Here is a 24430-nt window from a genome sequence, read left to right as displayed (position 1 = left end):
CATGACCAAAACCAAAGCCCCCGAAACCGTACCGGCACTGGACCCTGAATTCGTGGCCCAGGGCGCCGAGTTGCAGAACCAGATAGCCGAGCTGCGCAGCGCCAGCAGCGAAGAACATGCCCTGATGCACCAACTGCTGGGCCAGGCCCAGATGGCCGAAGCGTTTGGTAAATTTTCCCAAACCGTTTGGGCTTCCAAGCTGGCCTTCGTCAAGGAAAACAAGCTCTACAGAGCACTGGCTGGCCAGAAAACTCCAAACGGTTTGGAGTTGAAAGGCACCTGGGCAGAATTCTGTGGGCAGTTGGGGATCTCTGATGAAAAGGCCAATCAAGACATCGCCAACCTCCGCGCCTTCGGCGAAGAAGCCCTGGAGTCCATGTCGCGCATGGGCATCGGCTACCGCGAGCTGCGCCAGTACCGCCGCCTGCCTGAAGACGAAAAAACCGCACTGATTGAAGTGGCCAAAGCCGGTGACAAAGACGCCTTTGTTGACTTGGCCGAAGAGATCATCACCAAGCACAGCAAAGAACGTGAGCAGCTTGCCCAGGAGCGGGACGACGCCCGCGCCGACAAAGCCGCCCTGGACGATGTGGTGGCCGACAAAACCGCCAAGATTTTGGACCTGGAAAAACAGGTAAGCCGCAAGCGCCTTGAGCGCCTGCCCCCCGATGAAGAGAGCCAGCAACTACGCGAAGAGGCTAACGGGCTGTTCTTTGATGCCGAGGCGAGTGTGCGCCGCCTGGTGCAGCCTGCCGAGCAGGTGATGGCCCATGCCGGCGAGCACGGCATTGACGCCAGCCACTGGCTGCGCGGCCAGCTCGACCAATTGGGCGAGGCGCTGGACTACCTGCGCGAGCAGCTGGGCATGGTGAGCTGGCAGCCCGAGGCCGATAGCGACCTGGGCGGCGAGCAGTGGGCAGGCCAACGGAGCGCTGAGCATGAATAAGCAGCCGGTGATGGCGCGGCCCAATCTGGCCCGCTGGCAGTACCTTAGCGACGTTGCCAGGCGCGCCGATGAAGCGCCCCATGGTGAATGCTCCGCCCTGTATGCCGAGGCCGCCGAGCAGCTGGGGGTGAGTGTGGCGACGGTGATGCGCGACTTGGCCACACTGCGCCCCAGTTGCCGCAAGCGCCGCAATGACGCGGGCCAAAGCGCCTTGACCCTGGCCGAAGCCAGGGCGATATCGGCCTATATGCTCGACAGCAGCCGCAAGAACGGCAAGCAACTGGCCAGCCTGGAAGAGGCCGTCGAAGTGCTGCGCAGCAACGGTGAAATAGCCGCCGGGCGCCTGGATGAAAGCACCGGTGAATGGGTAGCGCTGTCGCTCTCGGCCATTGGCCGCGCCCTGTATACCTACAACCTGCACCCGGAGCAGCTGCGCCGCCCGACGCCAAAAACGGCGCTGGCCAGCTTGCACCCCAACCACGTCTGGCAAATCGACCCGTCTCTGTGTGTGCTCTACTACCTGCCCGCCGCCGAGGGCGAAGCCATCCAGGTGATGGACGAGGCCAAGTTCTACAAGAACAAGCCCGCCAACATTCGCCGCATTGAGAAAGAGCGGGTTTGGCGCTACGTGATCACCGACCACACCAGCGGCGTCATTTTCGTTCACTACGTGCTGGGCGCCGAAAGCGGCGTGAACCTGTTAACCGCCTTTATCCATGCCGCTTGCCAGCGCGGCAACCAGCCTTTTTATGGCATCCCGCGCCTGGTGATGGTGGACCCCGGCAGCGCCAACACCGGTGCGGTATTTCGCAATGCCTGCCGGGCGCTCGGCATCACCCTGCAGGTAAACGTGCCCGGCCAACCCTGGGCCAAGGGCCAGGTGGAAAAGGCCAACGACATCGTCGAACGGTCGTTCGAGCATCGCCTCAAGTTTTTGGCCGAGCCGCCCACCACCCTGGAGCAGCTCAACAGCGCTGTTGAGGGCTGGATGGCCTGGTTTAACGGTACCAAGGTTCATGGCCGCACCGGCCAAACCCGCTTTGGCGTTTGGCAGAGCATCACCGCAGAGCAACTGGTGCTGGCGCCTGAGCCTGCCGTTATTCGCGCTGTTGCCATGGCCAAGCCCGAGCCGCGCAAGGTCAACGTGCAGCTGGAGGTGTCGTTCCGTGGCCGCAGCTACTCGGTGGCGCAGATCCCCGGCGTTCAGGTGGGGATGCAGCTACAGGTGATGCGTAACCCCTGGCACGAAGACGTGGCCGGCATCGTCTACAAAGACGCCGACGGCCGCGAGGTGGTGCAGCTGGTCCAGGCCCTGGAGCTGAACCAATACGGCTTCCAGGTGGATGCGCCTGTCATCGGCGAGACCTACCGCAGCCATGCCGACACCCAGCTTGAGACCAACCGCAAGGAGCTGGAGCGGCTGTCTATGGCCGCCGGTACCGACGCCGAGGCGGCCGCCCAGCGCAAGCGCGGCGCCACCCCGTTCGGCGGCAAGCTCGACCCCATGAAACCCATTACCGATACCCCACTGCCCGAATACCTGCCCAAGCGCGGCACCGAGCTGGACGTGCAGGCCCCGACCATCCAGGCCTTGCGCCTGACCCCGGTCGATGCCGCCCGCCGCCTGCGTGCCCGCCTGGGTGAGGCCTGGACGGGTGAACACTACAGATGGCTGGTGCAGCGCTACCCCGAAGGGGTCACCGAGGACGACCTGCCCAGCATTGAAGCCGCGATGCGCCGCCTGACTCCCTTCAGCTTGCGCGCAGTAGGAGGTGAATGATGCCCATGCAACTGAACCGGGTGCTGGAGATGATCGACGTCGGCAAGTCGGAGCTGGCCCGGGCCGTCCGCTTGTCGCCCGCCACCATCACCAACCTCATCCACTACGGCAAATGGCCGAAAAGCCGCAGCGTCGAGGCCTTCCAGGCCGAGGTGATCGACTACCTGCGCACTCAGGGCCTGCAGCCCCATCACGAGAATGGATTGTTCGATTTCGAGGGTGGTCCCCTGGCTGGTACCCAGGGGACCGATCCAAGTCAAAACCGCAGAGGCAATAACCTGGAGAGCATGATGCTACTACGTAAGCAGAACCTGACACAAAAAGCGCGGCAGGCGTTCGGCCTGGCCCGCGACCCCTTCGGGGAGGTGCGCGATAGCTCCGAGGTCTTCCTGACCCACGATATCCGCTATGTGCGCGAGTCGATGCGGGTGGGGGCCAAGTTCGGCACCTTCATGGCCATCGTCGGCGAATCCGGTGCCGGCAAATCCACCCTGCGCAAGGACTTGGCCACCTGGGCCGCCAGTGAGCACGACCCGGTGATCCTCATCGAGCCCTATGTGCTGGGCATGGAAGAAAGCGACGAACGCGGCAAGAGCCTCAAGGCCTTGCACATCGCCGAGGCCATCATCCGCGCCGTCGCCCCCAGCGAGAAAGTGGCCCACAGCGCCGAAACCCGCTTCCGCCAGGTCCATACCTGCCTGCTGGAAAGCTACCGCGCCGGCAACAGGCACGTTCTGATCATCGAAGAGGCCCACGGCCTGCCCATCGCCACCCTCAAGCATTTGAAAAGGTTCTACGAGCTGGAAGACGGCTTCAACAAGCTGCTCTCGATCATCCTTGTCGGCCAGCCCGAACTGGGCAACCGCCTGGACGAGCGCAACCCCAGGGTGCGCGAGATCGTCCAGCGCTGCGAGGTGGTCAAACTGCGCCCCCTGAACGACCACCTGGAGCAGTACCTGGCGCACCGCTTCAAGCTGGCCGGCGTCGACATCACCCAGCTGATGGACGCCGCCGCATTCCAGGCGCTGCGCGCCAAGCTGACCGGCCAGGGCTTCAGCGCCCTCTACCCGCTGGCCGTCCACAACGTCCTGACCGCCGCCCTCAACGAGGCCGCCGATCTGGGCATCGACGCTGTCACCAGCGACCTGATCAAGGGGGTGTGAGATGGGCACTATTTCAAGCGCCATGCGCGACCTGGTTACCCCGCAGAACGCCCTGGTCGCCGAACAGCTGGCCTGCGCCAGCAGTGCCGCCCGCCGCCTGATGAAGGCGGGCATCACAGTGCTGAACGTCGAACTGGGGCGCCAGCGCCCCGTTATCGAGATCGCCAAGCCGCCCAAAGACCGGGTGCGCGGCACCGCCGTTGGCGTCACCTGCCGCCAAAGCGGGCAACTGCGCAACCTCAAGGTCTGCGACCTCGACGGCTGCCGCATCCAATGGGAGGAGGAAAGAGCATGACTACCAACACCACAGAAGGTTACCGCCGCAACAGCTTGGGCCACCTGGTACCCGAGGACCAGATCAAACCCATCGACCTGGTGCGCGACGACCTGGTGCAGCGCCTGGTGAAGCAGACCCTGGAACAGCAGCAGCGCCTGGCGCTGTTCAAAGCCGAGGCCATGGCCGAGGTGGAGAGCTTTGTGGAGCTGAGCGCCGAGCAGTACGGCGTCAACCTCGGCGGTAAGAAAGGCAATGTCACCTTGACCAGCTTTGATGGCCAGTACCAGGTGCAGCTGGCCCAGGGCGAGCGGCGCCATTTTGACGAGCGTGTCCAGGCGGCCAAGGTGCTTATAGACGAGTGCATTGCAGTGTGGTCGGAAGGTGCCAGCACCGAAATCAAAGCATTGGTTGACCACGCATTTCGCGTCAACAAGCAGGGGCACATCGACGTTAACCAGGTGCTCAGCTTGCGCCAGCTCAACATCAGTCATCCCAAGTGGGAGCAGGCCATGGACGCCATCGCCGACTCCATCCAGGTGGGCGAGAAAAAGGCCTACCTGCGCATCTACCGCCGCAGCGACGACGGCCGCTTAAACCCCATCCACCTCGACATCGCCAAGCTCTGAACCCAAGGAGAGAACCATGGACATGAAGACCAACACCCTGCAGCTCGACCCCAGCATCAGCGCCAAAGATCTGATCCAGCAAGTGCTGAGCGCCATGGGTAAGGGCTGTGCCGACAACGTCGATTTGTCGCTGAGCGTACGCGGTATGGAGATGGTAATGCGCCTCTCCCTTATCCAGCTGTGCGACTTCCTGGATGCAGACGCCATCAACGGCGCCGTCGCGCAGCTGCCCGCCGGTACCCGCTTTGCCGCCATGCCGGAGCAGGACTTGCAGCAGGAGATCGCAGCGGCCCAGCTCCAGGTGGATACCGAAACCCTCTTCCCCGACGACACCTTCGAAGACGGCGTCATCGCCACCATTCGCTGGTTCCTGGGCCTGCAGGGGGCGCCGGTTAGCGACGCCTAAGCGAAACGCCCCGCCTGGGGCGTCTGCCTGGCGTGGTGGTCAGGTACTGATGAGCAGCCAACAACGAGGAACGACGTGATGAACGAGCAAATGCAGGCCCTGACCTCTGGCACCGTGCAGCACATTGCCAAGACCCTGGGCGACCTGACCAAGACCAGCCCCATGGACGCCGCCATCAAGGCGACGGCCGCACTCCACTGCATCCAGGGCGAGCCCGGCCAGGAGCAGCGCCGCCAGGCATTGCTCAGCTGCGGCAAGGCGGCCCTGGACCAACTGGCCAGGGGGTGAGCCATGGCCATCTATCGAAACACCGTTCTCGACGAGTTCCTGCTGGCACTGCAGGAAGGGCAGAAGATCGAGACCAATCTGCTGTCGGTGGAGCGGCTGTTCAAGTACAGCCAGCAGCAGGGCAAGAAGCTGGACGTGGCCCTGCACATCGAAGGCGACAAGGTGCTGATCAAGCAAAGCAGGGAGGCGGCATGAAAGATATGTCAGAGAACGAGAGGGTGGCCCGCGCCATGATGGCTACCGGACGCTATTTCACGGCTACTGAATTGCGAGAGCAGTTAGGTCTGACGGTCGAGAAAGCCGCTGCAACTTTGGGCGCAATACGCCGCTGCAAACGCTACATCACGCAAGTGATCGGCAGCCCCCGCCACTACAAGGTGAAGGTGTTGAAAGTATTGCCAAGTCCCACTTGGCACTGTGGTGAGGTGGCCCCGCCTGAACTTACCGATCGGCAGCGCCAGCAAATCCATTACCTCAGTTCCGTGGTGTTCAAACCCAGCAGGGGGATCGCATGAAAAACAAGCCTGGAGATCTCAACAACCATCTGTTTGCACAGCTGGAAAGGCTCTCTGATGAGAGCCTAAAAGAGGATGAACTGAAAACGGAAATGGCCAGGGCTAAAGCGCTGGCAGCAGTAGCAAAGCAAGTGATCGACAACCACCGTAACGTCATCGAGGCTGAAAAAATACGCATTGAGTATCGCGGCCACAAGCTGCCGGAGATGCTGACCGACGGGAGCAAAGACTGATGGCCGCCTTCAACTATACCCGCCAGCAGATCGCATGGCTGGCCGTGCGGGCGCACCTGGACCGCAAGTACTTGACCCAATGCTTCAACCTGCACTTCGGCACCAATCTCAGCGTGTCTGCCATCAAAGGCACCTGCAAGCGCCATGGCATCATGACAGGCAGGACAGGTTGCTTTGAGAAAGGCAACAGCCCTCATAACGCAGGTGTGAAAGGCTGGCAAGCGGGTGGCCGTTCTGCAGAGACCCGGTTCAAGAAGGGCGATCAGCCCAGCAACTGGGCCCCTATCGGCAGCGAACGGCTTTGTGACGGTTATCTGCAGCGCAAGATGACCGACACCGGCTATCCGCCCGCCGATTGGGTAGAGGTACATCGGCTGCTTTGGGAAGAGCACCACGGCCCTATCCCTGATAAGCATGTCGTCACGTTCAAAGACGGCGACAAGGCCAACATCACCCTCGACAACCTGGAGCTGATCAGCAGGGCCGAGCATGCCATGCGCAACAAGATGGGCTTTGGCAGCTACCCCGAAGAACTCAAGCCGGCCGTGGCCACCCTGGTCAAGGTCAAAGCGGCCATTTCCGTCAAAGTAAGGGAGGCCAACTGATGGACGACCGTATCCTAGCCAAAATCAAGAAGCTGATGGCCCTGGCGAACCGGACCACCAACCCCCACGAGGCGGCCAGCGCCCTGGCCAAGGCCCAGGCATTGATGGCGGCCCACCAGTTGACCGAAAGCGATGTGGCGCTGTCGGCCATAGACGAGGCCAGCGCCAAACTGGCCAATAAGAGCCAGACCCAGCCGCGTTGGTCGCACATGCTGGTGTCTGTATTGACGCGGGCCTTCGGTGTGGAGGCCATTTTTAGGCACCAGTGGTTTGACGAGCCGCAGTGCCACTTTATCGGCCCGTCTGAAAGGGTAGAAGTGGCCGTCTATTGCTACACAGTGCTGGCCAGGCAGCTCACCAGGGCAAGGCGTGAGTACCTGGCCACACTCAACAAGCGCCTCAAGACCACCACCAAGACCGCCCGCGCCGATCTCTACTGTGAAGGCTGGGTCTTTGGTGTGCGGGAGAAAGTCGAAGCGCTAGTGCCAACCGAGCAAGAGGCGGACCTGATCAGCCAGTACTTCGCCAAGCACTACCCCAACACCCAGGAGGGCAAGGCCAGACAGAGCAAGACCACCAAGCGCGACCATAGCGCCGCCGACGACGGCTACCAGGACGGCCGCCAAGTGCAGCTAAGCCACGGTGTCAAAGGCGCCGCGCAGCCGGCCATGTTGGGTAAGGAGTAAAACATGGCCTCTAAGCAGCAGATCCAGCTGATCCACATCGCCAAGGCCCAGCTGGGCCTGGATGACGACCTCTACCGCCAACTGCTGATGGACATTGGAGGCGCTCCGTCCAGCAAGGAACTGACCTTTGCCAAAGCCGACGCCGTTTTGGAACACCTCAAGAGCAAGGGCTTCAAGGCCATTCCAAAGGGCCGGCTTAGCCCCAAGTCCGGCACTGCAGCGGTGGGCGCCGTCGACAAGATCAGGGCCATCTGGATCACCATGAGCAAGCAGGGCTTCGTGCGCGACGGCTCAGAAACGGCCCTCGACAAGTGGGTCTGCTCGGTCACACAGGTGCGGCACGTCGGCTGGCTCAAGCAACGCAGCGCCGCCCAGGCCCTGGAAGCCCTCAAGAAGTGGCACACCAGGGAGCTGGAGCGCGCCCTGGGCGCGCGCTGGGGCTTCTTCCCGGAAAGCAGGCTTTACCTCACCCTGGACGACTACCGCCGCCAGGGCCGCCCCACCCATGGCGGCCGCTGGTATGAGGCCCTTTGTGACCTGTACAAGAAGTACGGGGTGGCCAAATGAAGCTCAGCCGCTGCCCCGTCTGCAAAACCACACTGCACCTGGACGCGCTGGTCAACGACGAGACCACCCGCGAGCTGCTCGCGTTCGTAGTGCAGCAGCCCAAGCGCCTCGGCACCGCCCTGGTGCAGTACGCCGGCCTGTTCCGCCCGGAGAAAAGCGACCTGGCCAACAGTCGGGCCCTGCGCCTGATGCAGGAGGCCCTGGAGCTGACGACCCATCAGGGGCAGCTCCTGGAAGCCCTGGAGAGCACCGTCGCCTCCTTATATAAGAAGCGCGCCGAGCAGGGCTGGCAGCCGCTCAGCAATCACAAGTACCTGCAGAAGGTGCTCGACAGCGCCCCGGCGCCCGTCGTGGCGCCAGCCGAGCATAAGAGCCCCAGCCTCGAAATACGCGGCAGCCACACGCTCTCCAGCGAGGAGAACGAGCGGCTGTACCAGGAGCAGATGGAACGGTTTAGAGGAGACAAGCGATGAGCGACAACCAGATGGGTACCCGCCGCCACGAGCTGCTCGAAGACATCCACGCCCAGGTGGCAAAGGTGGCGCAGGAGTTCGGGATCAAAGAGGACGTGGCCGACCAAGTGGGCTGTGCCATCGCCGACCATCTGGCGGAGAACTGGGGCGGCCAGAACTTCACCATCCCCATGGACCACCACTACAGGATCAGCCAGCGCGATGCTGAGATCTACGACCGCTTCAACGGCCGCAATCATCACGTACTGGCCAAAGAGTTCAACATGACAGTGCGCGGGATCTACAAGGTCATCAAGCGCGTCCGTGCCAAAGGCGACCCCAACCAGCCAGGGCTGTTCTGAGGGGGTCGCCCTCCTTTTCACTATTTGAAACGAATTTCTATTTTTCTATCTCACTCTGTACCATTCGATCCCATCAGATCCCGCAATTTTCACGCATCCCCTTTGGATTTATCTCACTTCAGATCAGCCGCTTAGCCTTGCGTGGCGAAGGCCCTGGCCAGGTTGTCCATGGCGCTGGAAACCCCGGCCAGGGACCAGCCGCCGTCCACCGGCAGCACCACGCCGCTGATGTAATCGGCCAGGGGCGAGGCCAGGAAGAGGGCGGCGTTGGCCAGATCCGCCGGGCTGCCGTTGCGTTTGAGCGGCACCGACTCCCTGACCATGGCCAGGGCTTTGTCGCCCGGGGCCAGGCGCGCCATGCCCTCTGTGCCTTCGATGGGGCCCGGTACCAGGGAGTTGACGCGGATCCCCTCGGGGCCCCATTCCATGGCCAGGGTACGGGTGATCATGTCCACCCCTGCCTTGGCGGCGCAGACATGTACCTGCAAGGCCATGGGAATGAAGGCCTGGGGGGCTGAGATATTGATGATGCTGCCGGGCCTGGCCAGGTGCGGGTAAGCACCCTTCATGACATTGAAGGTGCCCTGCAGGTCGATATCCACCACCGCCTTGAAACCGTTGCTGGACAGCTCCTTGGCCGGCGCCGGGAAGTTGCCGGCGGCGCCGCTCACCAGCACGTCAATGGGCTGGCCGAACTGGTCGCGGGCCTTGGCGAAGACCTCTGCCACGGCTTCGGCGTCGCGCACGTCGACGCTGAAACCGAAGGCGCCCTGGCCCAGGCTGGCCACGGCGGCATCCACCTTGTCCTGGCTGCGGCTGGCCACCGCCACCCTGGCGCCGGCGGCGGCGAAGCCCTGGGCTATACCCAGGTTGATGCCGCTGGTACCGCCCATGACGAATACCGTCTTGCCCGTGAAATCGAAAGACATGGATTACTCCTTATTCCAACAAGTCCAACCAGTTTAACCGGCTGGACGACTTCTAACCAGTTGCGCGCAAAGGGCTTTCCTTGCCATTAATTTCCCCTATAATCGGGCTCCATCGCGGGTGTAGTTCAATGGTAGAACGGCAGCTTCCCAAGCTGCATACGAGGGTTCGATTCCCTTCACCCGCTCCAGCTCCCAGAAAAGGCCGCCCACCAGGGCGGCCTTTTTGCGTTCAGGCTCCCTTGCTTCTGGTCTTTTCTTGGGGCCTGATAAGGGCAGGTTCTTTCAGGCAATCCGGTCCAAGCGATGAAGATAGGTGAACTTGCACGCCAGGTCAGGGTGAGCGTCGACACCCTGAGGTTCTGGGAAAAGCAGGGCCTGCTCGAGGCCAGACGAACCGGCAGCGGCTACCGCGACTACGACCAGGCCGACCTCACCACCCTCAGTTTTATCCAGGCCATGAAGTCCCTGGGCTTCTCCCTGGCGGATATCCGTGAGCTGCTGGCCATCAGGGTCGACAAGGACAGCCACAGCTGCGGCGAGGTCAAGGCCCTGGCCCAGGCCCACCTGGACGAGGTCGAGCAGCGGTTGGCGCAGCTGGAAAGAGTTCGCCAGGCTTTGAAGGCCATGGTGGAGGCCTGCCAGGGCGGCAATGCCGAGGCTCACCAGTGCACCATTCTGGATGCCCTGGAGGCGCAGGGAGACCCCCTGGGCTGAGCTTTCGCTGCTTTTTGTCCATGGAAACCGGCGCACTGTCGTTATTTGTACGGTGCCCTTGGCGGTGGGGGTGGCCGACGTTATTATCAGCTAGGTCAAGGAAGAACACCGAACGTCAAACAAGGTAAGAATCAGTCCCGTACTGAGGGAAATCCTGGCCTGTGTGACCGGAACGACAAGAGGGAAAGCATTCGCCCGAGATTTCGGAGCTGGAATGCCTTTTGCTTTTTCGGTGCAACGATTTAGGGTCAGGGCGAACCGCCAGGTTGCGCTGTCATGGTCTGGCCAGAATGACCGGCTGAAAGATGAAGCGAATAACCCCAACGGGATCACCCAAGGGAGTTGGAGCCTGAATGTCCAAAAAATCATTAGAACAGTTTTTTTCGCGTCCCCAGAATCTGCCCCAGATCCCGCAAGTGGTGAAGGAGCTGATCGAGACTTTTGACGATCCGGATACGGACGTCCGCTCCGTGGCCAAGAAGATCGGTATGGATGCGGTGATCACCGCCAATACCCTCAAGCTGGCCAACTCGGCCCGCTATGGCCGTTCCCGCCAGGTAGCCACAGTCAATGACGCCGCCGTGCGCCTGGGCCTGGATGTGCTGCGCAACATGGTGCTGGCCGCCGGCCTGGTGGACATGTATCCCAGCGTGCCGCACTTCGACCTCAAGGGCTTCTGGCAACAGGCGTTCAACGTGGGCGAGCTGTGCCGGCTGCTGGCCGGCAAGGCCCAGTGCGACAGCGAGCTGGGCTTTACTTGCGGCATGCTGCACAACATCGGCGAGCTGATCATCCACGCCGCCGAACCCGAGCTGGCCGCCGAACTGGATAGCCGCGTCGCCGCCGGTGAGGCCAGGGCCTACGCCGAGCACGCCGTGCTGGGCTTTACCTATGCCGAAGTAGGGGCAGAGCTTGCCAACCGCTGGCTCTTCCCCGAGGTGATCCAGCTGGCCATCCGCAACCAGCGAGTGCCGCTGCTGGCCGAACCCTTCAGCCAATACGCCGCCCTGGTCTACATGGCCGCCTACCTGGAGCGCCAGGAAGAGGCCGGTGAAGATCAGCCGGTGGACTGGCCGCTGCAGCTGGCCATCAAGCTGAAGATCGACTGGACCTTCGCCCGCGATGCCTGGCTCAAGGTCAAGGAAGAGGGCTCGGCCTACTCCATGCTGCTGGGGGAATAAGCCCAGCCAAGAAAAAAGCCCCTTTGAAAGGGGCTTTTTTGTGCCTGTCGTTCGGTCGTTGCCGGTTACAGCTGCGCCAGGGTCTGCAGGAATTGGGCCGGCTGCTGGAAGCCGGTGACACGCAGCGCCTTCAGTTCATTACCGTCTTTGTCGAAGAATAACAAAGTGGGCAGGCCCAAGATCTGGTAGTGGTCCATCATGGCCACCTGCTCGGAAGTACTGTCGGTGACGTCGGTCTGCAACAGCACCATGTCCTTGAAATGGGCCTGCACGGCCGGGTCCGTGAAGGTGTACTTGGCGAATTCTTTGCACGCCACACACCAGTCGGCATAGAAGTCCACCATCACGGGGCGACCGGCCGCAGCGACGGCTGCCTGCAACTCGGCGAGGTTGCGCACCTTCTTGAAGTGCCCGGTTTCCACCCTGGCTGCCTGGCTAGGAGCCTGGGCCGGGAACAGGGTGCGATAGCCCAGCATGGCGCCGCCAAAGAGCCCCAGGAACACCACCAGTGTCCGGGCACCTTGCCAGAAACCGGGCTGGGCCCGGGTGTTGGCCTGGGCCAGGAAGGCGAAGGTGGCCAGCAGCCAGGCCGCCCAGGCCAGGCTTGCCCAGGCGTCTGGTACCAGCCGGCCCAGCAGCAGTATGGGCACGGCCAGCAAGATGAAGCCGAACAGCTGCTTGATGGTTTCCATCCAGGCCCCGGCCTTGGGTAGCCATTTGCTGCCGGTGCTGCCGATGATGAGCAGCGGCAGGCCCATCCCCAGGGAAAGGGCATAGAGGGCCAGGCCACCCAGCAGCAGGTCACCGCTTTGGGCAACATAGAGCAGGGCACCGGTCAGGGGGGCCGTGGTGCAGGGGCTGGCCACCAGGCCGGCGATGACGCCCATGGCCAGCACCCCGATAACGGAGCCGCCCTTCTGCTGGTTGGACAGGGCATTGAGCCTCTCCTGCAGCCCTGAGGGCAGTTGCAGGTTGAGGCCACCGAACATGGCGATGGCCAGGGCCAGGAACAGCAGGGACAGGCCGATCAGCACCAGCGGATGCTGGAAGGCGGCCTGGACCTGGGCGCCGGCGCTGGCTACCACCAGCCCCAGCACCGTGTAGGTGATGGCCATACCTTGGACGTAGATGAAGGACAGGCTGAAGGCCCGCCCCGTGGTCAACTTCTGGCCCGCCCCGGCGATGATGCCGGTGAGGATCGGATACATGGGGAAGACGCAGGGGGTGAAGGCCAGCAGCAGGCCGGCACCGAAGAAGGCCAGCAGCTTCAAGGCCAGCCCCTTACCGGCCAGGACGGCCGCCAGGCGGTTCTGCTCACTCTCGAAGGGTTGGCTGCCGGCTTGGGCCGGTGCCTTAGCGGCGCTGTCAGGTATGGCAGCCGGCGCCGTGGCTACCGGGTCCACGGGCACCGTCTTGCGGGTAATGGGGTAGCAAAGGCCAGCGTCGGCGCAGCCCTGGTAGGCGACCACCAGGCTGGCGCCTTCCTGGATGGCGGACAGGGGCACAGTGAAGCTGACTTGGCCGCGGTAGATCTGGCTCTGGCCGAAGTACTCGTCTTCATGGTCCAGGCCCTTGGGCAACTGCGGCTGGCCCAGGGTGACGGCCTTGCCTTCAACCTTGAACTTGGCCTGGTAGAGGTAGTAGCCGTCGGCGATGGTCCATTCCAGCTTGAGCTGGTCGCCATCCTGCTGGAAGTTGAACTGGAAAGCCTGGTCCACCGGCAGGAAATGGGGCTCATCGGCCAGCAGCTGGTCGGCCTTGGGCAGGGGCAGGCCGGCCTGGGCCCAGAGGGGCAGGCACAGCAGCAGGGAAAACAACAGGCGTATCATGATGGACTCGTTACCTCTTTCAGCCAGGCCAGGTAGTCGGGGGCGCCGGCCACCACCGGCAGGGCAAGGATCTCGGGGGTGTCGTAGGGGTGATGTGCCCGCAGCAGCTGGACCAGGGCGTCGAAATGCTTGGCCTGGGTCTTGATCACCAGCTGCACCTCGGGCTCGTCGCAAAGCTCACCCTGCCAGAGATAAAGGGAGCGCATGCCCGGCAGCAGGTTGACGCAGGCGGCGAGCCGGGCCTCTAACAGCGTTTTGGCCAGGGCTTCGGCGCTGCCCTCATCGGGGCAGGTGCAGAGCACCACCAGGGCCTGGGTCATGTTCATCTCCTCTTTACCGCTTGGCTGCTACCTTAACCCTTTGCCCTGCAAGACAAAAGGCGATTGCAGCCGCCACAGGCTTGAAAAAAGACCAGAGCGCCCCCAGTTTTCTTACAAGCCCTTCCAAGGAGGCCCCATGTTCGGCCGACTCTTCCTGCTCTTCCTTATCGTTCCCTTCATCGAGATCAGCCTGCTGATCAAGCTCGGCGGCATCATAGGCGTGGTCCCGACCGTCGCCTTGATGGTGATCACCGCCGTCATCGGTGCCCGCCTGGTGCGCCAGGCCGGTTTTGCCACCTGGGCCGAGGCCCAGCGGCGCCTGGCTGCAGGCGAAGTGCCAGGCCAGCAGATCTGCGAGGGCCTGCTGCTGCTCATCGCCGGTGTCATGCTGCTGACCCCTGGCCTGCTGACCGACCTTGCCGGCATAGTGCTGCTGGTGCCCTCGGTGCGCGGCAAGCTGGCGGCCAAACTTGGCAAGCGGATGGTGGTTTATTCCGCCGGCCCCATGGGGGGGCAGCCGGGCCAACAAGGCCATTCGCCTCGCCAGAACAACACCATCGAAGGTGAGTTCGAGCGCAAGGACTGAAAAATTTTTTCGCTTCCCCCTTGGGATCCTACCTTGGCTGCCCCATATGGGAGGCATGGAGATTTGGGGTCCCTGTGGCCCTTTGTCAAAAACGTTCAGACTTAAACGTTTAGGAGACTTTCAAGATGAAACTGCGTCCGTTGCATGACCGCGTCATCGTCAAACGCATCGAGGTTGAAGCCAAATCCGCCGGCGGCATAGTCCTGACCGGCTCTGCCGCCGAGAAATCCACCCGTGGCGAGATCCTGGCCGTGGGCCAGGGCCGCATCCTGGACAACGGCGACGTCAAGCCTCTGGATGTCAAAGTCGGTGACAAAGTCATCTTCAATGATGGCTATGGTGTGAAAACCGAGAAGCTCGACGGTCAGGAAGTCCTGATCATGAGCGAGTCCGACATCCTGGCGATCGTCGAAGCCTGATCCCCTACCAGTTTCAATCCGTTTTTTAAGAGGAATTAGAAAATGGCAGCAAAAGAAGTCAAATTCGGTAACGATGCCCGCGTCAAAATGCTCAAGGGTGTGAACATCCTGGCCGACGCCGTTAAGGTCACCCTGGGCCCCAAAGGCCGCAACGTGGTGCTGGACAAGTCCTTCGGCGCTCCCCTGATCACCAAGGACGGCGTTTCCGTCGCCAAGGAAATCGAACTGGAAGACAAGTTCGAGAACATGGGTGCCCAGATGGTCAAGGAAGTCGCTTCCAAGGCCAACGACGAAGCCGGTGACGGCACCACCACAGCGACCGTACTGGCCCAGGCCATCGTCAACGAAGGCCTCAAGGCCGTTGCCGCCGGCATGAACCCCATGGATCTGAAGCGCGGTATCGACAAGGCCGTTGTGGCCGCCGTTGCCGAACTCAAGGCCCTGTCCGTGCCCTGCGCCGACTCCAAGGCCATCGCCCAGGTCGGCACCATCTCTGCCAACTCCGATGAAACCATCGGCAACATCCTGGCCGAGGCCATGGACAAGGTGGGCAAGGAAGGCGTTATCACCGTCGAAGAAGGCCAGGCCCTGCAAGACGAGCTGGACGTGGTTGAAGGTATGCAGTTCGACCGCGGCTACCTGTCCCCCTACTTCATCAACAACCACGACAACGGCAGCGTAGAGCTGGACAGCCCCTACATCCTGCTGGTGGACAAGAAGATCTCCAACATCCGTGAGATGCTGCCCGTCCTCGAAGGCGTGGCCAAGTCCGGCAAGCCGCTGCTGGTGATCGCCGAAGATGTGGAAGGCGAAGCCCTGGCTACCCTGGTGGTCAACACCATGCGTGGCATCGTCAAGGTCGCTGCCGTCAAGGCCCCCGGCTTTGGTGACCGCCGCAAGGCCATGCTGCAGGACATCGCCATCCTGACCGCCGGTACCGTCATCTCCGAAGAGATCGGCATGGAACTGGAAAAGGCCGGCCTCGAAGAGCTGGGCCAGGCCAAGCGTGTCGTCATCACCAAGGACGAGACCACCATCATCGACGGTATCGGTGAAGCCGCCGCCATCGACGCCCGGGTCAAGCAGATCCGCGCCCAGATCGAAGAGTCCACTTCCGACTACGACAAAGAGAAGCTGCAAGAGCGCGTGGCCAAGTTGGCCGGCGGTGTTGCCGTGATCAAGGTCGGTGCCGCTACCGAAGTGGAAATGAAAGAGAAGAAGGCCCGCGTCGAAGACGCCCTGCACGCCACCCGTGCCGCCGTCGAAGAAGGCGTGGTTCCTGGCGGTGGTGTGGCCCTGGTGCGCGTTGCCTCCAAGGTCGCCGAGCTCACCGGTGACAACGAAGACCAGAACCACGGCATCAAGATCGCCCTGCGCGCCATGGAAGCCCCGCTGCGCCAGATCGTCGAGAACGCCGGTGGCGAAGCCTCCGTCATCGCCGCCAAGGTCAAGGACGGCGCTGCCAACTTCGGTTACAACGCTGGCAACGACACTTACGGTGACATGCTGGAGATGGGTATCCTGGATCCCACCAAGGTGACCCGCAGCGCCCTGCAGTTCGCCTCTTCCGTGGCCGGTCTGATGATCACCACCGAAGCCATGGTCACCGAACTGCCGAAGAAAGATGCCCCCGCCATGCCCGATATGGGCGGCATGGGCGGCATGGGCGGCATGATGTAAGCAGCCCTGCTTGAAGAAAAAGCCCCGCCTTGGCGGGGCTTTTTTATAACTCCGTTCCTAGTGGTTCTCGCCGATCCGCGCCGGCTTTTCGCGTCCGTATCGGAATCCTGTACCAAGGACATATTGGCATCCCAATATCTGCCGCCAGCCCAGTTGCCATGGGCATTTCAGGGATGCCAGCAGGGCACCTTGCCTGAGATCGGGGTGATTAATTCTGAGTTCAGCAAAGGGGTCTTCTAATGCTCGCTAATTGAGCAATTCGAGGTTCTGAAGATGGAACGCATCTTTGCCTTTGGGCTGCTGGCCTTTTTGCTGCATCAAGATGGCACTGTGCTCTCCAGCTCCTTTTGGCATGCCGGTGACAAGAGTCCCAAGCTCTACACCAACGACTGGTGCCCGGCCTGCGTGCGCACCGACGCCTTGTTGCAGGAGCTCGGGGTCAAGGCCGAGCGGGTCAACATGGATTACGCCCTGGAAGCGGACCAGATCCGGGCCAAGTACGGCGACGCCTCCCTGCCGATACTGGTGCTGGGAGACAAGGTGATCCACGGCTATGCCCCTGACCGTATTCGCCAGGCGTTGCAGAAGAGGCAGTAGCGATACGGTGGGTGGGAAGCGACCATGACCCTCGCGGAATTGAAAGCGGTGCTGGCCAACGGTTTCCGGCCTCCTGTGGAGGTGGTCGGCATCGAAACCCTGATCTACCGGCTGCGGCTGCGCCTCGGCCAGAAGCTGGTGTGGATAGAGGATGAGACGGGCGCCAGCCTGGTCTTTCCCTCCAGCACGGCCGCCTGTCGTGCACTCTGGGATCTGGGCCTGCGCAAGGCAACCCTGGTCACAGACGGTTACTGGGATGCCGAGGTCGGCGGCGGCTCCGATCCCGGCCTTCGCCATTCCCTGAGCTTTACCGAGCGTCCTTGATATATGCTATTGCCGCCACTGTCTCAAGGAGAGCCTTTCCATGTTTGTCGTTACCCTGACCTATATCCAACCCCTGGATAAAGTCGATGCCCTGCTGGAAGCCCACAAAGCCTGGCTGAAGCAGGGCTATGAAGCTGGTGTCTTCCTGGCCTCGGGGCGCAAGGTACCCAGGGACGGCGGCGTCATCCTCTGCAAGGCCGCCAGCCGCGAAGCCCTGGAGGCGGTGCTGGCTGCTGACCCCTTTGCCCTGGCCAGCGTGGCCCGCTACGAGGTTGTCCAGTTCGAAGCCACCATGACGGCAGCCGGCCTGGAACCCTTGCTGGACTGAATCAGGCTCCAGCGGCCGGGAGCAGCTTTTGGGCGCGCCCGGCCTGGACCGCCGCCGTGACGAAGTCGAACACGGCCTTGCTGAAGGGCGGCCTGGCCAGGTGGGACCACTGCTCCATGTTCGCCATCATCTGCGCGCTTTGCTGCCAGAGCCCGGGGACTGCGCCCTGCATCGGTGCCTGCAGTGCCAGCCAATCTTTGGCGAGGGCTATGGCGCCCAAGCTGTTGGGAGCGACGCCGGCACTTATCGCCTTTTCCACCCTGGCCACAAGCTCCGCCCAATCCTGCTGGCATTCCTCTGTCATCAAGGGGCGGGTCGCCCGCTGCCAGCGGGCGCTGTCCTCTTCGCTGAAATAGTCTTTGACCACCTGCTGCCAGCCGGCCTGTTCGGCGCTCTGTTCGCCAAGGCGGATCAGTTCGCAGAGTTGGTGCACGTCCATCTCCTGGTCCTGATCCAAGTCGGCCGCCGTGGCTTCCAGGGCCCTTATTTGGCGGCTCAGGCGATCCCGCTCGCCCTTGATGGCCGCTATCTGCAACCGGATGACGGTAGCGGGGTTCAGGGTGCAGGCGTCGAGGAGGCTGCCGATGTCGGCCAGGGAATAGCCGGCGCGGCGCAGCAGCTGGACCTGCTGGAGCTGTTCCAGATCTTCGCGGTCATAGGCGCGGCGGTAGCCCTGGGTGCGGGCCGGGCTGATCAGTCCCTGTTCTTCGTAGAAGCGCAGGGCCCGCTCCGTCAGCCCCGTCTTGCGGGCCACCTCACCGATGGAATAGCTGTCGTCCTTCTTCATTTGTCACTCCTGTTCGAGCCGATGGACCCCAGTTTGGCACCTCACCCAACGTCAGGAGCAAGGGCTTTTTACCGGTCTGGCTGGACAGCCCGGCCGCCTTGGCGGACACTGCGCCACTTCGACCTCAAGCAAAGGAGCGGGCCGTGGCACTGGGCGCGACCATCTACAAGGCACATCTCAATATCAGCGACCTGGAACGGCACTACTATGGCGAGCACCAGCTGACCCTGGCTTGCCATCCGTCCGAGACCGAAACCCGGCTGATGGTGCGGCTGTTGGCCTTCATCGCCAATGCCCAGGAGGATCTCGCCTTCACCAAGGGCATCAGCACCGACGACGAGCCGGACCTTTGGCTCAAGGCCCCTGACGGCCGCATCCTGCTCTGGATAGAGCTGGGGGAGCCGACGGTGAAACGCATCAAGCAGGGCTTGTCACGGGCCGAGAAGGTACTGGTCTATTCCTACGGCGCCCGCGGTGCCGAGCAGTGGTGGAAGCAGGCGGGCAGCGAGATCCAGGCCCTGGGCGCCCGGGTGCAGGTGTTCAACCTCTCCTTCGACCAGCTGCCGGCCCTGGCCGCCCTGGCCGGTCGCAACATGAGCCTGGGGGCCACCTTGATGGAAGGGGAGTGGTTGCTGACCAACGGCGAGCAGACGGCGGCGCTGCGCCTGGATTGCTGGCACTGAGCCATGAAAAAGCCCGGCAGTAGCCGGGCTTTTTTTGGGCCTGGGTTCAGACCTGTATATCGACGTGTTGGCCAAGGGGGCCGTCCGACTTGGGCGCGGCCTCGGCCTGGGGGGCCTGGGCTGCGCTCTGCATCAATTCCAGGGCCATGGCCCCTTGGCGGCGGATCTGGTTGTTGGTGAAGTGAGCGGACAGGGCCTCGGCGCCACCGTTCACCTGGGTGCTGTTGACGTTCATCGTCACACCTCCAGCAGGGACTCGGCGATGTCGCCCGGCTCCACTTCCAGGCCTTCGAGATCTTCGTTCCAGTCGGGGCCCACCAGGATATCGTCTTCGGCCAGGTTCGGCAGCCACAGCTCCACGAAATCGATCAGGCTGATGCGCTCGGCGCGGTAATCGGACCATTGGTCAACGCAGTGGCGATCGGCTTCTGCTTTGTTGGACCAGAAGGGCATGACCTCGGCGTCTTCAAACTCGGCCGAATCGCAGATCACCCAGCCATCTTCGGAGTTGAGGCTCCACAGTTCACCGCTTTCCTGGATGCGGGCCAGGAAGCTGTCGTAGCTCTTTTGCCAGTTGGTCATGCTCGATGTCCTTGTACGGGTTTGACGGCGCCATTATGGCCGTTATCGGCTGGCCTTGCTCGGTTATTTTTGCACCTGGGTCACAGCCTGGGCTCTCAGCTGCCCGGCCAACCAGTCGGCGAAGAGCTGCACCCGCCGGCTGAGCTGGCCCCGCTGGGGGAAGAGGATGGCCAAGGGCATGGGCTTGGGCGGGTAGGCGGCCAGCAGCTCTTGCAGGTGGCCGCTGACCAGGTGGCGCCTTGCGTCGTAGGACGGGCACTGGGCCAGGCCCAGGCCGGCCAGGGCGGCGGCCATGTAGGCGTCGGCGCCATTGGTGGTGATGGGGTGGGGCAGCATGCGGTGGCAGTACTGGCTGCCGTCGTGGTACTCGAAAGGGTCGATGCGGCCGCTGCTGGGGGAGGCGTAACCCACCATCTGGTGGCCGTCCAACTGCTCCGGGTGCTGCGGCGTACCGAAGCGGGCCAGGTAGCCGGGGCTGGCCACCGTCACCAGGGGGATCTCCCCAAGCCGGCGGGCCACCAGGTTGCTGTCTTGCAGGGGCCCCGCCCTCAACACGGCGTCCACCCCTTCCTGTACCAGGTCGATGGGCTTGTCGGAGATGCCGATGTGAAGCTGGATCTGCGGGTAGGCATCGTGAAAGCCAGGCAGGGCCGGTATCACCACCAATCTCGCCAGGCGGCTCGGCAGGTCTATCCTCAGTATGCCGCCGGGTTGGGCCTGGGGTTGGAAGAGGGCTTCCAGTTCGTCCCAGTCCGCCAGCAGTTGGCGGGCCTTGGCCAGCAGGGCTTCTCCTTCCCGGGTCAGGTTGACCTGGCGGGTGGTACGGACCAGCAGCGGCACCCGCAGTTGGCTTTCCAGCCGCTGCACCGCCTGGGTCACGGTGGAGCGCGGCAGGTTGAGGCTGGCGGCGGCCTTGGTGAAGCTCTGGGCTTCACAGACCCGCTGGAACACGGCGAGGCTTTGCAGTCTGTCCATCATTGTTCGTGTTTTTCAAATAGTGAAAACCTTATAGCGCTGTTTATCGGAAAGATGAAAACAAAGATGCTGTGGCCATCCAACCAAGGAGGTAAGAGATGAAGATGCGTCGACTGGGGGCCGCGGGCCCGGAGGTGTCGGCCCTGGCCCTGGGCTGCATGGGCATGAGCGATTTCTACGGCGGCCGCGACCAGGGCGAGTCCCTGGCCACCCTGGACCTGGCCCTGGAGAAAGGGGTCAATTTCTGGGACACCGCCGACATGTACGGCCCCTTCAGCAACGAAGAACTGCTGGGCCAAGCCCTCAAGGGCCGGCGCAGCCAGGTCTTCCTGGCCAGCAAGTTCGGCATAGTGCGCGACCCCCAGGATCCCGAGAAGCGCGGCGTCAACGGCCGGCCCGACTATGTGCGCCAGGCCGTGGAAGGCAGCCTCAAGCGTCTCGGTACCGACCACTTGGATCTCTACTACCAGCACCGCCTGGATCCGGCAGTGCCGGTGGAGGAAACGGTGGGCGCCATGGGGGATCTGGTGCGAGAGGGTAAGGTCCGTTACCTCGGCCTCAGCGAAGTGGACGGCGCCACCCTGGCGCGGGCTCATCAGGAGCACCCCATCACCGCCGTCCAAAGCGAGTATTCCCTTTGGACCCGGGACCCGGAGCGCACCGTCTTGGCCACTTGCGAGCGCCTCGGCGTGGGCTTCGTGGCCTACAGCCCCCTGGGCCGCGGCTTTTTGACCGGCGCCATCCGCTCCGTGGACGATTTCGAGCCCGGCGACTACCGCCGCACCAATCCGCGCTTCCAAGGGGAGAACTTCGCCAGGAACCTGGAACTGGTGGAGGCCGTCAAAGCCCTGGCCACCGACAAGGGCGTCAGCCCTTCCCAACTGGCCTTGGCCTGGCTGCTGGCCAGGGGGGAGCACATCATCCCCCTGTTCGGCACCAAGCGCCGCCGCTACCTGGAAGACAACATCCAGGCCGCGGCGGTGAGCCTGAGCCCCGAGGAACTGGCGGCCATCGAGGCCATATTCCCGCCGGACGTGGCCGCCGGTGGCCGCTATACCCAGGCCGGCATGACGCTGGTGGCGCACTGAGATAAAGGGGCCGGCCGGGACGCCGGCTCCTTTTTTCCCCGCCTATACTCCTGGAGGCAAACCGCAGACAAGGAACAGTTCATGACAGTCAAAGCCATTCCACAAGGCCACCACAGCCTGACCCCCTACCTCATAGTCCAGGACGGCGCCGCCGCCATCGACTTCTACCAGAGGGCCTTCGGCGCCGAGGTTACCTTGCGCATGGACATGCCGGGGGGGAGCCTGGCCCATGCCGAACTCAAAATTGGGGACTCACCGCTGATGTTGTCCGAGGAAAACCCCCAGTGGCAGACCCAAAGCCCCAAGACACTGGGTGGCACGCCCCTTTCCCTGATGCTCTACCTGCCAGATGTGGACAGCGCCTTCGCCAAGGCCATCGCAGCCGGGGCGACCGAGCTGATGCCGCTGAAAGACCAGTTCTATGGCGACAGATCCGGCACTGTGCTCGATCCCTTCGGCCACCAATGGACCCTGGGCACCCACATCGAGGATGTGGGCCATGAGGAGTTGCAGCGGCGCATGGCCGCCATGTTCCAATAAGAAGGGGCCCAAGGGCCCCTTCTTCATGCCATGGTCTTGAACCTGGCCAAGGTCTGCAGCAGCAGCCCCAGTTTGCGGGTCAGCTTCTCCAGGTCGGTGTTGAAGGCCTGGCTGGCTTCCAGGGCGATCAGCTCCTGGCCCAACTCCTCCACATAGGGTTTGAAGCGCGTGGCTTCGACGGTAAAGCCGTTATTGGGCTTGAGCACCGTCTCGAACTGGGCCAGGTTCTCGCTGGCCAGGGCGTCGAGTTTGCGGTCGGCGTCCAGGGCCTGCTGGTAGGCGGCCTTGAGGCTGTCGCGCAAGGCTTGGAGCAGGCTTGGGTGTTGGGTCTCGTTCATAGATTCAAATCCATCAGTGTCTTGCCGGGCTTGCCGGCTTCTTCCCGGGCCAGGCGCGGCACCAGGTAACCGGAAAGGCGGGCGTTGAGCTGGCGCATCAGGTCCCGGGCGCGGCCATCGTCCACCAGGAAGTGGGCGGCGCCTTGGACCTTGTCCAGCACATGCAGGTAATAGGGCAGTACGCCGGCCGCGAACAGCCGGTGGGAGAGCGCAACCAGCACCTGGGCGTCGTCGTTGATACCGGCCAGCAGCACGCTCTGGTTAAGGAGCGTCACCCCGGCCGCGCGCAGGGCGCTACAGGCCTTGGCCAGGTCCTCCCCCACTTCGGCCGGGTGGTTGATGTGCAGCACCAGGGTCACCGGCAGGCGGCTGACGGCCAGGGTATCGAGGAAGGACTGGTCGATGCGGCTCGGGATCACCACCGGCAGCCGGCTGTGGATGCGCAGCAGCTTGAGGTGGGGGATGGCATTGAGCCTTTCGATAAGCCAGGCCAGCTCTTCGTCCTTGGCCATCAGCGGGTCGCCGCCGGAGAGGATCACTTCCTCTATCTCGGGGCGCGCCGCTATGTAGTCCAGGGCCTGTTGCCAACTGGCCTTGTTGCCCGGGTTGTCGTTGTAGGGAAAGTGGCGGCGAAAGCAGTAGCGGCAGTTCACGGCGCAGCCGCCCTTCAAGATGAACAGCACCCGGCTCTGGTACTTGTGCAAGAGCCCCGGTACGGCGGCATCCTGCTCGTCCAGGGGATCTGTGCTGAAGCCCTGAGTTTGTGCGAACTCGGCCTGGTCGGTCATCACCTGCCTGAGCAGGGGGTCCTGGGCATTGCCTTTTTCCATCAAGGCCACGAAGGGCCTTGGCACCCGCAGGGGGAAGAGGCGGCGTGCGCCAAAGCCCGCTTCCAGGGGGGCGGTATCCAATTGCAGCGTCCTTGCCAACTCCAGAGGGTCGGAAATGGCGGCTTTGAGTTCATCCCGCCAGCAAAGCTCCCACAGCGGGGCTTTTGCGGTTATCATTTGCGGCATCTAACAGTTCGCTACAACAGAATCGTACAAGAGGCAAAAATGGCGTCCTATAGTACCAACGAATTCAAGTCCGGTCTCAAGATCATGCTCGACGGCGAGCCCTGCAACATCATCGACAACGAACTGGTCAAGCCCGGCAAGGGCCAGGCTTTCAACCGCGTTCGTATCAAGAAGCTGATCTCCGGCAAGACCCTGGAAAAAACCTTCAAGTCCGGTGAGACCGTCGAAGGCGCCGACGTCATGGACATGGAACTGGCCTACCTCTACAACGACGGCGAGTTCTACCACTTCATGAACAACGAGACCTTCGAGCAGCTGGCCGCCGACGCCAAAGCCGTGGGTGATTCCGCCAAGTGGCTGGTGGAGCAGAACGTCTGCACCCTGACCCTGTGGAACGGCGCCCCCATCGCCGTGACCCCGCCGAACTTCGTCGAGCTGGAAATCACCGAGACCGATCCCGGCCTCAAGGGTGACACCGCCGGTACCGGTGGCAAGCCGGCCACCCTCACCACCGGCGCCGTGGTCAAGGTACCGCTGTTCGTGCAGATCGGCGAAGTGGTCAAGGTCGACACCCGCTCCGGCGAGTACGTCTCCCGCGTCAAGTAATA

Annotated in this window: 36 protein-coding genes, 1 tRNA gene and 1 other RNA gene; 29 read left to right on the top strand and 9 right to left on the bottom strand. The window is 62.8% G+C overall.

Annotation, left to right across the window (positions count from 1 at the left end; all coding sequences use genetic code 11):
• The first annotated feature begins 1 nt into the window (after position 1).
• From PVT67_RS15505 to PVT67_RS15430, 16 genes are all read left to right on the top strand, one after another.
• Positions 2 to 946 (top strand): hypothetical protein, encoded by a 945-nt coding sequence (locus PVT67_RS15505; protein WP_301495149.1) that lies wholly within the window; start codon positions 2 to 4, stop codon positions 944 to 946.
• Positions 939 to 2726, top strand: a complete 1788-nt coding sequence (locus PVT67_RS15500; protein ID WP_301495147.1) for an integrase — start codon at positions 939 to 941, stop codon at positions 2724 to 2726. Before PVT67_RS15505 ends, PVT67_RS15500 begins: the two co-directional genes overlap by 8 nt.
• The gene (locus tag PVT67_RS15495) at positions 2726 to 3889 is read left to right on the top strand and encodes an ExeA family protein (protein ID WP_301495145.1); all 1164 of its coding nucleotides are present in this window, start codon (positions 2726 to 2728) and stop codon (positions 3887 to 3889) included. Before PVT67_RS15500 ends, PVT67_RS15495 begins: the two co-directional genes overlap by 1 nt.
• A gap of 1 nt (position 3890) precedes the next feature.
• Positions 3891 to 4184 carry a hypothetical protein gene (locus tag PVT67_RS15490; protein WP_301495143.1) on the top strand — a complete coding sequence of 98 codons (294 nt, stop codon included), beginning with the start codon at positions 3891 to 3893 and terminating at the stop codon, positions 4182 to 4184.
• Positions 4181 to 4792 carry a DUF3164 family protein gene (locus PVT67_RS15485; protein ID WP_301495141.1) on the top strand — a complete coding sequence of 204 codons (612 nt, stop codon included), beginning with the start codon at positions 4181 to 4183 and terminating at the stop codon, positions 4790 to 4792. The genes PVT67_RS15490 and PVT67_RS15485 overlap by 4 nt, the downstream gene beginning before the upstream one ends.
• Positions 4793 to 4808: 16 nt before the next feature.
• The gene (locus PVT67_RS15480) at positions 4809 to 5198 is read left to right on the top strand and encodes a hypothetical protein (RefSeq protein WP_301495139.1); all 390 of its coding nucleotides are present in this window, start codon (positions 4809 to 4811) and stop codon (positions 5196 to 5198) included.
• An RNA gene (locus tag PVT67_RS15475) (hammerhead ribozyme type II) lies at positions 5197 to 5261 on the top strand. Before PVT67_RS15480 ends, PVT67_RS15475 begins: the two co-directional genes overlap by 2 nt.
• A 15-nt stretch (positions 5262 to 5276) precedes the next feature.
• Positions 5277 to 5486 carry a hypothetical protein gene (locus PVT67_RS15470; RefSeq protein WP_301495137.1) on the top strand — a complete coding sequence of 70 codons (210 nt, stop codon included), beginning with the start codon at positions 5277 to 5279 and terminating at the stop codon, positions 5484 to 5486.
• Positions 5487 to 5489: 3 nt separating this feature from the next.
• Positions 5490 to 5681, top strand: coding sequence for a hypothetical protein (locus tag PVT67_RS15465; protein ID WP_301495135.1), 192 nt, complete (start codon positions 5490 to 5492; stop codon positions 5679 to 5681).
• Positions 5678 to 6001 carry a hypothetical protein gene (locus tag PVT67_RS15460; RefSeq protein ID WP_301495133.1) on the top strand — a complete coding sequence of 108 codons (324 nt, stop codon included), beginning with the start codon at positions 5678 to 5680 and terminating at the stop codon, positions 5999 to 6001. The genes PVT67_RS15465 and PVT67_RS15460 overlap by 4 nt, the downstream gene beginning before the upstream one ends.
• Positions 5998 to 6234, top strand: a complete 237-nt coding sequence (locus PVT67_RS15455) for a hypothetical protein (protein ID WP_301495131.1) — start codon at positions 5998 to 6000, stop codon at positions 6232 to 6234. Before PVT67_RS15460 ends, PVT67_RS15455 begins: the two co-directional genes overlap by 4 nt.
• Positions 6234 to 6839 carry an HNH endonuclease signature motif containing protein gene (locus tag PVT67_RS15450; protein WP_301495128.1) on the top strand — a complete coding sequence of 202 codons (606 nt, stop codon included), beginning with the start codon at positions 6234 to 6236 and terminating at the stop codon, positions 6837 to 6839. The genes PVT67_RS15455 and PVT67_RS15450 overlap by 1 nt, the downstream gene beginning before the upstream one ends.
• Positions 6839 to 7525 (top strand): DUF2786 domain-containing protein, encoded by a 687-nt coding sequence (locus PVT67_RS15445; protein ID WP_301495126.1) that lies wholly within the window; start codon positions 6839 to 6841, stop codon positions 7523 to 7525. The genes PVT67_RS15450 and PVT67_RS15445 overlap by 1 nt, the downstream gene beginning before the upstream one ends.
• Before the next feature lie 3 nt (positions 7526 to 7528).
• Positions 7529 to 8092 (top strand): gp16 family protein, encoded by a 564-nt coding sequence (locus PVT67_RS15440; RefSeq protein ID WP_301495124.1) that lies wholly within the window; start codon positions 7529 to 7531, stop codon positions 8090 to 8092.
• On the top strand, positions 8089 to 8565 hold the full coding sequence (locus PVT67_RS15435; protein ID WP_301495122.1) for a hypothetical protein: 477 nt from the start codon (positions 8089 to 8091) through the stop codon (positions 8563 to 8565). The genes PVT67_RS15440 and PVT67_RS15435 overlap by 4 nt, the downstream gene beginning before the upstream one ends.
• On the top strand, positions 8562 to 8906 hold the full coding sequence (locus tag PVT67_RS15430) for a Mor transcription activator family protein (protein WP_301495120.1): 345 nt from the start codon (positions 8562 to 8564) through the stop codon (positions 8904 to 8906). The genes PVT67_RS15435 and PVT67_RS15430 overlap by 4 nt, the downstream gene beginning before the upstream one ends.
• Positions 8907 to 9037: 131 nt before the next feature.
• On the opposite strand, the gene PVT67_RS15425 is transcribed toward PVT67_RS15430, so the two are convergent.
• Complete coding sequence (locus PVT67_RS15425) at positions 9038 to 9835, bottom strand: SDR family oxidoreductase (RefSeq protein ID WP_301495118.1); 798 nt, start codon at positions 9833 to 9835, stop codon at positions 9038 to 9040.
• A gap of 114 nt (positions 9836 to 9949) precedes the next feature.
• On the opposite strand from PVT67_RS15425, the gene PVT67_RS15420 reads away from it, so the two are divergent.
• From PVT67_RS15420 to PVT67_RS15410, 3 genes are all read left to right on the top strand, one after another.
• Positions 9950 to 10023 (top strand) — tRNA-Gly (locus PVT67_RS15420).
• 115 nt (positions 10024 to 10138) lie between these two features.
• On the top strand, positions 10139 to 10549 hold the full coding sequence (zntR, locus tag PVT67_RS15415; protein WP_301495115.1) for a Zn(2+)-responsive transcriptional regulator: 411 nt from the start codon (positions 10139 to 10141) through the stop codon (positions 10547 to 10549).
• A 353-nt stretch (positions 10550 to 10902) separates the two neighbouring features.
• Positions 10903 to 11730, top strand: a complete 828-nt coding sequence (locus PVT67_RS15410) for an HDOD domain-containing protein (protein WP_301495113.1) — start codon at positions 10903 to 10905, stop codon at positions 11728 to 11730.
• A gap of 65 nt (positions 11731 to 11795) precedes the next feature.
• Here PVT67_RS15410 and PVT67_RS15405 read toward each other — a convergent pair whose 3' ends face one another.
• Positions 11796 to 13559: a protein-disulfide reductase DsbD gene (locus PVT67_RS15405; RefSeq protein WP_301495111.1), complete on the bottom strand. Its 1764-nt coding sequence runs from the start codon at positions 13557 to 13559 to the stop codon at positions 11796 to 11798.
• Complete coding sequence (gene cutA / locus PVT67_RS15400; protein WP_301495109.1) at positions 13556 to 13879, bottom strand: divalent-cation tolerance protein CutA; 324 nt, start codon at positions 13877 to 13879, stop codon at positions 13556 to 13558. Before cutA ends, PVT67_RS15405 begins: the two co-directional genes overlap by 4 nt.
• A gap of 136 nt (positions 13880 to 14015) precedes the next feature.
• Here cutA and PVT67_RS15395 point away from each other — a divergent pair, with 136 nt between their 5' ends.
• The 6 genes from PVT67_RS15395 to PVT67_RS15370 all read left to right on the top strand — a co-directional run bounded on the left by PVT67_RS15395 (position 14016) and on the right by PVT67_RS15370 (position 17813).
• Positions 14016 to 14465: an FxsA family protein gene (locus PVT67_RS15395; RefSeq protein WP_301495107.1), complete on the top strand. Its 450-nt coding sequence runs from the start codon at positions 14016 to 14018 to the stop codon at positions 14463 to 14465.
• A 125-nt stretch (positions 14466 to 14590) separates the two neighbouring features.
• Positions 14591 to 14884 (top strand): co-chaperone GroES, encoded by a 294-nt coding sequence (locus PVT67_RS15390; protein ID WP_301495105.1) that lies wholly within the window; start codon positions 14591 to 14593, stop codon positions 14882 to 14884.
• A 42-nt stretch (positions 14885 to 14926) separates the two neighbouring features.
• Positions 14927 to 16564 (top strand): chaperonin GroEL, encoded by a 1638-nt coding sequence (gene groL, locus PVT67_RS15385; RefSeq protein ID WP_301495103.1) that lies wholly within the window; start codon positions 14927 to 14929, stop codon positions 16562 to 16564.
• Between the two features lie 273 nt (positions 16565 to 16837).
• Positions 16838 to 17161, top strand: a complete 324-nt coding sequence (locus PVT67_RS15380; protein WP_301495101.1) for a glutaredoxin family protein — start codon at positions 16838 to 16840, stop codon at positions 17159 to 17161.
• A gap of 24 nt (positions 17162 to 17185) precedes the next feature.
• Complete coding sequence (locus PVT67_RS15375) at positions 17186 to 17485, top strand: hypothetical protein (RefSeq protein WP_301495099.1); 300 nt, start codon at positions 17186 to 17188, stop codon at positions 17483 to 17485.
• A gap of 40 nt (positions 17486 to 17525) precedes the next feature.
• Positions 17526 to 17813, top strand: a complete 288-nt coding sequence (locus tag PVT67_RS15370; protein ID WP_301495097.1) for a YciI family protein — start codon at positions 17526 to 17528, stop codon at positions 17811 to 17813.
• Between the two features lies 1 nt (position 17814).
• Here the strand turns inward: PVT67_RS15370 and PVT67_RS15365 are convergent, their stop codons facing one another.
• Entirely contained in the window at positions 17815 to 18600 is a 786-nt protein-coding gene (locus PVT67_RS15365; RefSeq protein WP_301495095.1) for a MerR family transcriptional regulator, read from the bottom strand.
• A 143-nt stretch (positions 18601 to 18743) separates the two neighbouring features.
• Here PVT67_RS15365 and PVT67_RS15360 point away from each other — a divergent pair, with 143 nt between their 5' ends.
• A complete protein-coding gene (locus tag PVT67_RS15360; protein WP_301495092.1) occupies positions 18744 to 19283 on the top strand; it encodes a YaeQ family protein in 540 nt (179 codons plus the stop codon).
• Between the two features lie 46 nt (positions 19284 to 19329).
• Here the strand turns inward: PVT67_RS15360 and PVT67_RS15355 are convergent, their stop codons facing one another.
• The 3 genes from PVT67_RS15355 to PVT67_RS15345 form a co-directional block, all read right to left on the bottom strand.
• The gene (locus PVT67_RS15355; protein ID WP_301495090.1) at positions 19330 to 19518 is read right to left on the bottom strand and encodes a hypothetical protein; all 189 of its coding nucleotides are present in this window, start codon (positions 19516 to 19518) and stop codon (positions 19330 to 19332) included.
• 2 nt (positions 19519 to 19520) lie between these two features.
• Positions 19521 to 19865 (bottom strand): DUF2750 domain-containing protein, encoded by a 345-nt coding sequence (locus tag PVT67_RS15350; protein ID WP_301495088.1) that lies wholly within the window; start codon positions 19863 to 19865, stop codon positions 19521 to 19523.
• Positions 19866 to 19928: 63 nt separating this feature from the next.
• Positions 19929 to 20840: a LysR family transcriptional regulator gene (locus tag PVT67_RS15345; RefSeq protein ID WP_301495086.1), complete on the bottom strand. Its 912-nt coding sequence runs from the start codon at positions 20838 to 20840 to the stop codon at positions 19929 to 19931.
• 98 nt (positions 20841 to 20938) lie between these two features.
• Here PVT67_RS15345 and PVT67_RS15340 point away from each other — a divergent pair, with 98 nt between their 5' ends.
• Together PVT67_RS15340 and PVT67_RS15335 are read left to right on the top strand one after the other, a co-directional pair.
• Complete coding sequence (locus PVT67_RS15340) at positions 20939 to 21928, top strand: aldo/keto reductase (RefSeq protein WP_301495084.1); 990 nt, start codon at positions 20939 to 20941, stop codon at positions 21926 to 21928.
• 81 nt (positions 21929 to 22009) lie between these two features.
• Entirely contained in the window at positions 22010 to 22468 is a 459-nt protein-coding gene (locus PVT67_RS15335; RefSeq protein ID WP_301495082.1) for a VOC family protein, read from the top strand.
• Positions 22469 to 22491: 23 nt separating this feature from the next.
• Here the strand turns inward: PVT67_RS15335 and PVT67_RS15330 are convergent, their stop codons facing one another.
• Both PVT67_RS15330 and epmB read right to left on the bottom strand, forming a co-directional pair.
• Positions 22492 to 22806, bottom strand: a complete 315-nt coding sequence (locus PVT67_RS15330) for a prephenate dehydrogenase (RefSeq protein ID WP_301495079.1) — start codon at positions 22804 to 22806, stop codon at positions 22492 to 22494.
• Positions 22803 to 23822: an EF-P beta-lysylation protein EpmB gene (gene epmB / locus PVT67_RS15325; RefSeq protein ID WP_301495078.1), complete on the bottom strand. Its 1020-nt coding sequence runs from the start codon at positions 23820 to 23822 to the stop codon at positions 22803 to 22805. Before epmB ends, PVT67_RS15330 begins: the two co-directional genes overlap by 4 nt.
• A gap of 39 nt (positions 23823 to 23861) precedes the next feature.
• On the opposite strand from epmB, the gene efp reads away from it, so the two are divergent.
• Complete coding sequence (gene efp / locus PVT67_RS15320) at positions 23862 to 24428, top strand: elongation factor P (RefSeq protein ID WP_301495075.1); 567 nt, start codon at positions 23862 to 23864, stop codon at positions 24426 to 24428.
• The last annotated feature ends 2 nt before the right edge of the window (positions 24429 to 24430 follow it).

Source organism: Gallaecimonas kandeliae, assembly GCF_030450055.1.
GTDB classification, from domain to species: domain Bacteria; phylum Pseudomonadota; class Gammaproteobacteria; order Enterobacterales; family Gallaecimonadaceae; genus Gallaecimonas; species Gallaecimonas kandeliae.
This window is presented reverse-complemented; position numbering and strand designations above follow the sequence as displayed.

Coding starts and splice junctions, on each gene's coding strand:
- PVT67_RS15505 (WP_301495149.1), top strand. CDS start 2: ATGACCAAAACCAAAGCCCCCGAAACCGTACCGGCACTGGACCCTGAA.
- PVT67_RS15500 (WP_301495147.1), top strand. CDS start 939: ATGAATAAGCAGCCGGTGATGGCGCGGCCCAATCTGGCCCGCTGGCAG.
- PVT67_RS15495 (WP_301495145.1), top strand. CDS start 2,726: ATGCCCATGCAACTGAACCGGGTGCTGGAGATGATCGACGTCGGCAAG.
- PVT67_RS15490 (WP_301495143.1), top strand. CDS start 3,891: ATGGGCACTATTTCAAGCGCCATGCGCGACCTGGTTACCCCGCAGAAC.
- PVT67_RS15485 (WP_301495141.1), top strand. CDS start 4,181: ATGACTACCAACACCACAGAAGGTTACCGCCGCAACAGCTTGGGCCAC.
- PVT67_RS15480 (WP_301495139.1), top strand. CDS start 4,809: ATGGACATGAAGACCAACACCCTGCAGCTCGACCCCAGCATCAGCGCC.
- PVT67_RS15470 (WP_301495137.1), top strand. CDS start 5,277: ATGAACGAGCAAATGCAGGCCCTGACCTCTGGCACCGTGCAGCACATT.
- PVT67_RS15465 (WP_301495135.1), top strand. CDS start 5,490: ATGGCCATCTATCGAAACACCGTTCTCGACGAGTTCCTGCTGGCACTG.
- PVT67_RS15460 (WP_301495133.1), top strand. CDS start 5,678: ATGAAAGATATGTCAGAGAACGAGAGGGTGGCCCGCGCCATGATGGCT.
- PVT67_RS15455 (WP_301495131.1), top strand. CDS start 5,998: ATGAAAAACAAGCCTGGAGATCTCAACAACCATCTGTTTGCACAGCTG.
- PVT67_RS15450 (WP_301495128.1), top strand. CDS start 6,234: ATGGCCGCCTTCAACTATACCCGCCAGCAGATCGCATGGCTGGCCGTG.
- PVT67_RS15445 (WP_301495126.1), top strand. CDS start 6,839: ATGGACGACCGTATCCTAGCCAAAATCAAGAAGCTGATGGCCCTGGCG.
- PVT67_RS15440 (WP_301495124.1), top strand. CDS start 7,529: ATGGCCTCTAAGCAGCAGATCCAGCTGATCCACATCGCCAAGGCCCAG.
- PVT67_RS15435 (WP_301495122.1), top strand. CDS start 8,089: ATGAAGCTCAGCCGCTGCCCCGTCTGCAAAACCACACTGCACCTGGAC.
- PVT67_RS15430 (WP_301495120.1), top strand. CDS start 8,562: ATGAGCGACAACCAGATGGGTACCCGCCGCCACGAGCTGCTCGAAGAC.
- PVT67_RS15425 (WP_301495118.1), bottom strand. CDS start 9,835: ATGTCTTTCGATTTCACGGGCAAGACGGTATTCGTCATGGGCGGTACC.
- zntR (WP_301495115.1), top strand. CDS start 10,139: ATGAAGATAGGTGAACTTGCACGCCAGGTCAGGGTGAGCGTCGACACC.
- PVT67_RS15410 (WP_301495113.1), top strand. CDS start 10,903: ATGTCCAAAAAATCATTAGAACAGTTTTTTTCGCGTCCCCAGAATCTG.
- PVT67_RS15405 (WP_301495111.1), bottom strand. CDS start 13,559: ATGATACGCCTGTTGTTTTCCCTGCTGCTGTGCCTGCCCCTCTGGGCC.
- cutA (WP_301495109.1), bottom strand. CDS start 13,879: ATGACCCAGGCCCTGGTGGTGCTCTGCACCTGCCCCGATGAGGGCAGC.
- PVT67_RS15395 (WP_301495107.1), top strand. CDS start 14,016: ATGTTCGGCCGACTCTTCCTGCTCTTCCTTATCGTTCCCTTCATCGAG.
- PVT67_RS15390 (WP_301495105.1), top strand. CDS start 14,591: ATGAAACTGCGTCCGTTGCATGACCGCGTCATCGTCAAACGCATCGAG.
- groL (WP_301495103.1), top strand. CDS start 14,927: ATGGCAGCAAAAGAAGTCAAATTCGGTAACGATGCCCGCGTCAAAATG.
- PVT67_RS15380 (WP_301495101.1), top strand. CDS start 16,838: ATGGAACGCATCTTTGCCTTTGGGCTGCTGGCCTTTTTGCTGCATCAA.
- PVT67_RS15375 (WP_301495099.1), top strand. CDS start 17,186: ATGACCCTCGCGGAATTGAAAGCGGTGCTGGCCAACGGTTTCCGGCCT.
- PVT67_RS15370 (WP_301495097.1), top strand. CDS start 17,526: ATGTTTGTCGTTACCCTGACCTATATCCAACCCCTGGATAAAGTCGAT.
- PVT67_RS15365 (WP_301495095.1), bottom strand. CDS start 18,600: ATGAAGAAGGACGACAGCTATTCCATCGGTGAGGTGGCCCGCAAGACG.
- PVT67_RS15355 (WP_301495090.1), bottom strand. CDS start 19,518: ATGAACGTCAACAGCACCCAGGTGAACGGTGGCGCCGAGGCCCTGTCC.
- PVT67_RS15350 (WP_301495088.1), bottom strand. CDS start 19,865: ATGACCAACTGGCAAAAGAGCTACGACAGCTTCCTGGCCCGCATCCAG.
- PVT67_RS15345 (WP_301495086.1), bottom strand. CDS start 20,840: ATGGACAGACTGCAAAGCCTCGCCGTGTTCCAGCGGGTCTGTGAAGCC.
- PVT67_RS15340 (WP_301495084.1), top strand. CDS start 20,939: ATGAAGATGCGTCGACTGGGGGCCGCGGGCCCGGAGGTGTCGGCCCTG.
- PVT67_RS15335 (WP_301495082.1), top strand. CDS start 22,010: ATGACAGTCAAAGCCATTCCACAAGGCCACCACAGCCTGACCCCCTAC.
- PVT67_RS15330 (WP_301495079.1), bottom strand. CDS start 22,806: ATGAACGAGACCCAACACCCAAGCCTGCTCCAAGCCTTGCGCGACAGC.
- epmB (WP_301495078.1), bottom strand. CDS start 23,822: ATGCCGCAAATGATAACCGCAAAAGCCCCGCTGTGGGAGCTTTGCTGG.
- efp (WP_301495075.1), top strand. CDS start 23,862: ATGGCGTCCTATAGTACCAACGAATTCAAGTCCGGTCTCAAGATCATG.